Source organism: Shewanella sp. SM32, from assembly GCF_025654235.1.
GTDB classification, from domain to species: domain Bacteria; phylum Pseudomonadota; class Gammaproteobacteria; order Enterobacterales; family Shewanellaceae; genus Shewanella; species Shewanella oncorhynchi.
This window is the reverse complement of sequence record NZ_JAKKRO010000008.1, coordinates 137,218-144,096: the sequence shown is the minus strand read 5'-3', so window position 1 is coordinate 144,096 and position 6,879 is coordinate 137,218. Positions and strand designations below refer to the sequence as shown.

Below are 6,879 nucleotides of genomic sequence, written 5' to 3'. Positions count from 1 at the left end.
GTTGTGGCTAGTTGGTTTACACGCACAGCAACAGGGCTGGGATAAGCATTTTCAGGCCAATACCATTGGGCATCGAACGGTACTCTCAACGATTCGCTTGGGATTGGAGGTACTCAGGCGGCCTGATTATCAAATCACGGAGAAAGAATTGCTGGCGGCCTGGGTATTATTCGCCAATCAGTTGCTCAAATATGGCTATGCTATGGCTGATTTATGAGGGGATCCTTCAGCACTGTGCGACCGGGTAGAATTGTCTGCCCGATATAAAGTGATTAGAGAGATTTACACGTTTGCCCTAACGCAATGCATTCAATGAAGCCTCTGTACGTTAATTACTGTAAAGCCATGAATGAAGTTCTATGTAACAAAAAGCTCGTTCAATTCTATCAATTTGATTAATCTTGTCTCAATAACTGGATTTTTTGAGATAAAATTTATGTCAGGTCAGTATCTATCACCGCCTGAGTGTCCGTTTAGCACTATCAGTGATGTTATATTTGAGATCCGTAATCATGGTGATGATCCTAATAAATACATGGATTACATCAGTTCACTTCATATCGAGTATCATTCCTTTGATGAATTTAGACGCAGCGTTAAGCCTAGCCTAAATGTTAATTTCTGTTGGTGGTTAGTTCGGCTACATAGAGACAGTTCGCTAATCAATCTCACCCCGTTAGAAAATAAACCGTTACCACTACACCTGCCGGAGTCCGTAAACCGAGCGCTATCGCAATCTCCTGACTTCATGACATATTGCCGATTTAATCACTTGCATGAGTTTAGTCGGGTTTTGTCACAGATTGACCGCTACACCACGCATAGTGCGATGCTCGGAGTGCTTGAGCAAATCGGAGAAAGCGTACATTTTGAGCACTTTAAAAATAATTTGATTGATGATGAAGCTATATCGAGTAGTCAGCTAGAGGGCGCTGCAACAACGACGCTGATTGCGAAAGAAATGCTCCGAAAGAAGCGTAGGCCTTGTACTGATGGTGAGCGGATGATTGTTGGGAATGCTGACTTAATGAATGCAGCGTGGGACCTCAAGGATGAGGCATTCAGTATTGATTTGATAAAAACCTTACATAGAATGGGTACGCAGCACTTAGAGCAGAAAAACTACACCTCTGGGATGTTTAGAACCACTGATGATATTGCGGTTGTGAACGCTGATGCTGAGGTCGTTCATCAGCCACCAAAGCATGATGCTATTGAGTGCCTATTATCCCGCGTCGTGAATTGGTTAAACTCGACTGACGATCACATTCACCCGGTTATACTGGCAATCACTCTTCATTTTGTGATTGGCTATGTTCATCCGTTCCATGATGGTAATGGACGGATAGCAAGAGCTTTGTTTTATTGGTATCTGTTTAAGTGTGGCTATACGGGTTTCCGCTATATTGCGATTTCAGCGCTGTTGCAAAAGTCGCCCATCAAATACGGTCAGAGCTATCTGGATTGTGAGCATGACAAGTTAGATTTAACCTATTTTATTCGATATCAGTTAAGTATTATCAATCGTGCCATTACTGAATTCGTTTCTGCATATGAGCGTGCTGCATATCGAATGACTGAATTGGCCGAGCAGTATTCTGATTTAGATGATATTGAGAAAAAAATTATTGGTTTTGTTGCTGGAGAGCCTCGTTATCAAAAAAAACCGACGATTACAGCCAGGGAGGCCGAAAAACTACTGGGGCTTAGTTATAACACGGTTAAGCAAAAACTTGATGGCATGGTTACTGCTGGAATACTCAGACGTGAAAAAATAGGTAAAGCGACAGAATATTTTTTAGGGTGAACATAATCTGCTGCGTTGTTATCAACGTCATCTCTGCTCATCGCCATGAGTTGGTGATCTATGGTTGAAAATCACGGTTTTTAGGTCGAAATTGTATATTATTGTTTTATAATGGCTACCAACTTAGATGATGATGCAAATAACACTGCAACCATTTGATGCCAGTTAGTGGGGGCCTTTTACGGAGCCGAAAATCTACCTAATCACTGGCTCATAAACTGAGCTGGTGTCAGGAAATAGAGCAAAAAGCCACGATGTTAGTCAGTGCTAATACAGTTCAATCCAGTCAATTTGTCAGATAACACATTTGCCTCAGGGGAATAAATGTCCCCAGAGCAGTTAATACCGTTTTCAATTTACTTACATATTGAGTCCATAGGGATATGTCAGAAAAACAAACCCAGCGCCACTTGACCATACTCAAGTATCTGCCAGAGGCTCCTTCATCGATCACCACAGTTGAGCTCAAAAATAAACTAGAACGAGATGGATTACATGCGCCTCTGCGTACCATTCAACGGGATCTGGACTGCCTAAGTAACCATTACAACATTAGCCGCAATGAAACATTTCGCCCCCATAGTTGGTGCCGTGTCAAAGGCATGCATCCCTCTGCCATAGACATGACACCCAGTACAGCTTTAGCCTTAAGTCTGACCAAACAATTCCTACAGGGCCTATTACCAAGTCAGCTCAAAAACAATCTCGACAGCTTCTTCGACCAAGCTGAACTAAAACTGGCTAATACTCCCAAATTAGCTAGCTGGACAAAGTGCGTAGCATCGATCCCAGCGGGATTTCAGCCACTTGCACCACATATAGATCCATTAATCATGCCCCCGCTGGAGCAGGCACTGATGGAAGGGCTACGCTTATTGATTTTCTATCGCCCACGGTCAGTAAATCAACCTAAGCACTATCGTATCAATCCTCTTGCCTTAGTCACACGAGGAACCACTATTTACCTGATAGCCACCTTAGCAGACAACGATGCTTTTCGACACTTTGCATTGCATAGGGTTCAAAGTGCCGAGCGGTTGCTGGAAATGAGAAAAATCCCTCTAGACTTCGAGTTAAACGCCTACTTGAAACAAGGCAATCTCGCTTTCCCAATAGAGGAACTCATCACCCTAAAGCTTAAGGTCGATTTTAATCTGGGATACCACTTATTAGAAACACCCTTGAGTTTGCAACAAACCATAAGTCATTCGGATGATGGCAAGCATTTCACCATAGAAGCTGATTTACCAAATACCGAAGAACTAAAATGGTGGCTGATGTCGATGAGCGATATCAGTGAAGTGTTGGCACCTCAGTCGCTGCGGGAAGCTCTTAACCGCAGCCTAACCATTGCACAGAAAAAATACTCAGGTTAATGATAAAACAACATAAGCGACATTTTTTGACGCCTCAGCTGGTTAATATGCACATAGAACTGGAATGAGCCTATAACGGTAAAACTAAAAAAGGATCCGGGATGCTATTACTGATCACTGAGAAAGTGGGTGAGTTAGAAGGTATTGAGAACGCCATAGTGCGAAGCCCATCTGAACTTTGTTGTATCCAGCCCCAAGGGCCTGCACTGGTGATCATCGATATCAAGCTGCCAAACGCCGCAGTACTTGAATGGGCCAGCAAGCGCACCCGGGCAACGCTATGGTGGTTAGCAAGCACAAACCTGCCACATGACTCTGTATTAGAACACATTCCGGCGCAACACTGCAGTGTTCAGCAAACACACATGGATGCATCGGAATTTATCCGACTGTTGATCCCCCACTATTTCGGTCGTCTCTTTGATGATACTCCAGATTGTATTCTCAGCATCACTCCGGGGGAACTGGAGCAAAAACTCATTCGTTGTCGAGAATTAGTCTTAATTCCAGAGCATGAGGTCCTTCCGACTCAGGCTATTTGGGCATATTTATATTGGTTCACAAGTTCAACATTAGATATGTCGATAGAAGAATATGAACAGCGCGGAGTAAAACTTAAACATGACTTAGGGGCTGAACAGATGTGCTGTCTGATAAGCAATTTACCCTTTTCAAGTTTTGTAATGCTATTGAAATAATAAAAGACATTTTCGGTCTGTTTTAGATAAACGTAGTAAATGAAATCAATAAGTTAAACATCAACTATTCCGGCGTCAAATGCCGTTACATAGATTAAGTAAATACTTTCAAAAAAATGGAGTTTATGTGAAAAAAAATTATATCGGTATTGATTTTGGTACCAGTAATTGCTCAGTTGCGGCTTGGGTAGATGGAAAGGTGGTCTTGATACCTGTCGATGATGATTTTAATGATAAATTCAAAATAAGATCTTCAATTTTTATAAGAGAAGATGACAAGCCATTACCCACACCTACAGCTGAAAGAATAACCTATTTTATAGGGCAAATTAAAAATGAACTAACTAGAAACAAAGTTCGTGCACAAGACCAATTAGATGATTTAATAGGTAGTGCAAAAAATAATCGTGGGACGAATAAAGTACCATCAACTTATAAAAACTCAAATACATACATAAGTTTAATAAACACCATTAACAACGTTGACGCTCAAATAGAGAACGTCAATGTATTAAGTAGTAGGGCTAAGCGCCTGGCTATTTCAGAAATTTACGCACAATTAAAAACAGCGTCTCTAGATGAAATGCTAACTAAAGGTACCATTGAATTTGGTGAAGCGGGCTTTCAGCAATACCTATCTACTCCCGAGGCTGGAAAACTGGTTAACAGTCCGAAGAATTTTCTTGGTGCAGACATTGGAAAATCACATCTGCAAGTATTCGAAACCGTCGTGGGGCGATTGCTGTCATATCTGCGTTTGAAGGCAGAAGCCGAGCTAGATCAACCAATTCATAAGGCTGTGATCGCCAGACCCGTTCATTATCATTCAACCTTAGGCGAAGCGGGGAATATACAAGCAATAAGCATAATGGAAAGAGCCGCCGCTGCGGCAGGATTTGATGAAGTTCAGTTTATTTTTGAACCTATGGCAGCCGCCCTACATTTTGAGAAACAACTTGAACAAGAACGCACAGTGATGATTGTCGATCTTGGCGGGGGTACATCAGATGTAGTTATATGTAAATTGAGTCCGGAACGCGTGAATCAAACTGACAGGCAGGCGGATATTTTATCTGTTAAGGGAAACCGCATCGGTGGCATCGTCTGCGATAAAGATTTTGCTATGACATCAGTATCGCCATATTTTGGAAGGGGGGAATTGTTACGCGGCGGCGCCCCTATTCCACATATGATTTTCAATGGCATGGTCGATATCGATAATTTCCCTTTATTAAACGACTTCTATCTACCCAAGCATCGACATGAAATTGAACGTTTTATGGATTTAGCCAAATCTGCCAATAAACTAAATAGGTTACGAACGCTGCAAAAAAGTAAATTAGTACACAGATTTATGAGTGATGTAGAGAAAGCTAAAATTAACCTAAGCGACTGCAATCGTTTTAATCTATCACTTGATTACATCGATGAAAACACTGCAGTTCCCCTCAAGTCTATCGATATGAGCAAATCCATGACTACTTGGTTGAATGAGCTAAAGCATTTAATAGATGATTCAATAACTACAGCGAATTCATCGCCTGAATTAATTTATATCACTGGAGGTATGGGTTTATCTCCTGCAGTACAAACAGCAATAAAAGATTGGTTCCCCAGTACAGAAATAACCATCGCTGATCCATTCAACTCTGTGGCATCAGGCGCAGCCATTCATGCCCATCTTGCTTTCGGGGAATAACGGCAAACAAAGGAGGCTGAATAATTCAGCCTCCTTATCATCGACCAGTTTCAACCATTTCGGGATTCTTCTGAAAAATCAGTGACAGTAACTCAAAGTCTAAATTGATCCAATTAAGAGTTACAATAATATCAAGCCAATTTAGTGCTTGCAGTAGACGAAAAACCATGTTCTTCACGGGCGAGGCGGGTAGCTTGTCCAGCACTATAGGCAAAAATCCGAACCATGGCGCGACGGCCGTCACAGGTACCAGTAACGATATATTCTTTCATAACTCTATCTCCATCTTTCAAATAGTCATCAATCTAAACCTACAAAGATTCAATTTTTAGCTATCGACTAACTCACAGCCGTAAGCATAAATTCATTGACCTTCTTCTCAAAAATCATTCTTGGATTCGACGCCGAAGGATCTTGTTTTCTGTTGCAACCAAAAATAAATTGTTCCAAATCGCTGACACTAACTCCACAATTCTTGGCCCAACAGTTCATCTTAACAACATAATCATTGTATGCATCTCCTTGATAAGCTGTACGGAATCTGACATCTACTCCTTTTACTGATGATATATATCGATGAAATATCTTATCGTCTTCACTATCAGCCAAGAGCGCTGCATAGGCTAACTTTGTCCATTTATCGAAAATTGGAGGAATAATTTCTTGCTCATTGGCATTACCCAGGAAGAAAAACAATTTAGTAAAAAATGAGTCGCCCAATCCTTTGAGCTTACCAGCACCGTTCATATAATGATAAGCGCCTGAAAACTTGTTGTGTTTAACATACTCACCCACTACCGCTATGTGTTTCTGCAATATTTCAGGCTCGACAGATAACAACAGAGACAAATTATTTCCAGTAGGTCCTCCGGTTGAGATCCCTCCCCAAATCATTGCCGCAAAAAAACCATGAACATGCTCTCCACGTTTAAAAAAATCTGTGACTATTCCACGATTAATTTCACCATTTGGGCATTTATTCAAAATATCTTCAATCACAGAATATTGTGTAAATGTGTAATATGGGCGTTGTATTTTAAATTGAGTATTATCATTCACACGAATTGTTGAAATATTATCTAACAGAAACTTTGGAGTCATCATGACAGGCTCTCACTCTGGTTATCGCTATGGAGTTCTAGAAGTCTTTTTACGCTTTATTCCCGAGCACAACTCTATCAAGGCATGGCTCAGCGTATCGAAGAGCCAGTATTCGCTATCCAAGCGTCATTCGATGACGTCTATTGCAGGTTAAAAATGCTCTTGGATAAATAACATGGTAAGTATTTGAAGTTGCTC

The 6,879-nt window shown here is 41.2% G+C and carries 7 protein-coding genes and 1 pseudogene; 6 read left to right on the top strand and 2 right to left on the bottom strand.

Annotated elements, in window-relative coordinates; genetic code table 11:
• The 5 genes and pseudogenes from L5M10_RS05565 to L5M10_RS05545 all read left to right on the top strand — a co-directional run.
• Positions 1-217, top strand: a pseudogene (locus L5M10_RS05565) (IS4 family transposase); the annotation flags it as partial.
• 219 nt (positions 218-436) lie between these two features.
• Positions 437-1,807 (top strand): Fic family protein, encoded by a 1,371-nt coding sequence (locus L5M10_RS05560; protein WP_263254992.1) that lies wholly within the window; start codon positions 437-439, stop codon positions 1,805-1,807.
• Between the two features lie 383 nt (positions 1,808-2,190).
• Positions 2,191-3,183 carry a helix-turn-helix transcriptional regulator gene (locus L5M10_RS05555; RefSeq protein WP_263254991.1) on the top strand — a complete coding sequence of 331 codons (993 nt, stop codon included), beginning with the start codon at positions 2,191-2,193 and terminating at the stop codon, positions 3,181-3,183.
• Between the two features lie 101 nt (positions 3,184-3,284).
• On the top strand, positions 3,285-3,881 hold the full coding sequence (locus L5M10_RS05550; RefSeq protein WP_263254990.1) for a hypothetical protein: 597 nt from the start codon (positions 3,285-3,287) through the stop codon (positions 3,879-3,881).
• Between the two features lie 127 nt (positions 3,882-4,008).
• Positions 4,009-5,580: an Hsp70 family protein gene (locus tag L5M10_RS05545; RefSeq protein ID WP_263254989.1), complete on the top strand. Its 1,572-nt coding sequence runs from the start codon at positions 4,009-4,011 to the stop codon at positions 5,578-5,580.
• Between the two features lie 131 nt (positions 5,581-5,711).
• Here the strand turns inward: L5M10_RS05545 and L5M10_RS05540 are convergent, their stop codons facing one another.
• Together L5M10_RS05540 and L5M10_RS05535 are read right to left on the bottom strand one after the other, a co-directional pair.
• A complete protein-coding gene (locus L5M10_RS05540) occupies positions 5,712-5,852 on the bottom strand; it encodes a hypothetical protein (protein ID WP_014357957.1) in 141 nt (46 codons plus the stop codon).
• Positions 5,853-5,919: 67 nt separating this feature from the next.
• Entirely contained in the window at positions 5,920-6,684 is a 765-nt protein-coding gene (locus L5M10_RS05535; protein ID WP_263254988.1) for a hypothetical protein, read from the bottom strand.
• Between L5M10_RS05535 and L5M10_RS05530 the strand changes: the two genes are divergently transcribed.
• Positions 6,683-6,835, top strand: coding sequence for a hypothetical protein (locus L5M10_RS05530; protein WP_263254987.1), 153 nt, complete (start codon positions 6,683-6,685; stop codon positions 6,833-6,835). The genes L5M10_RS05535 and L5M10_RS05530 overlap by 2 nt on opposite strands.
• The last annotated feature ends 44 nt before the right edge of the window (positions 6,836-6,879 follow it).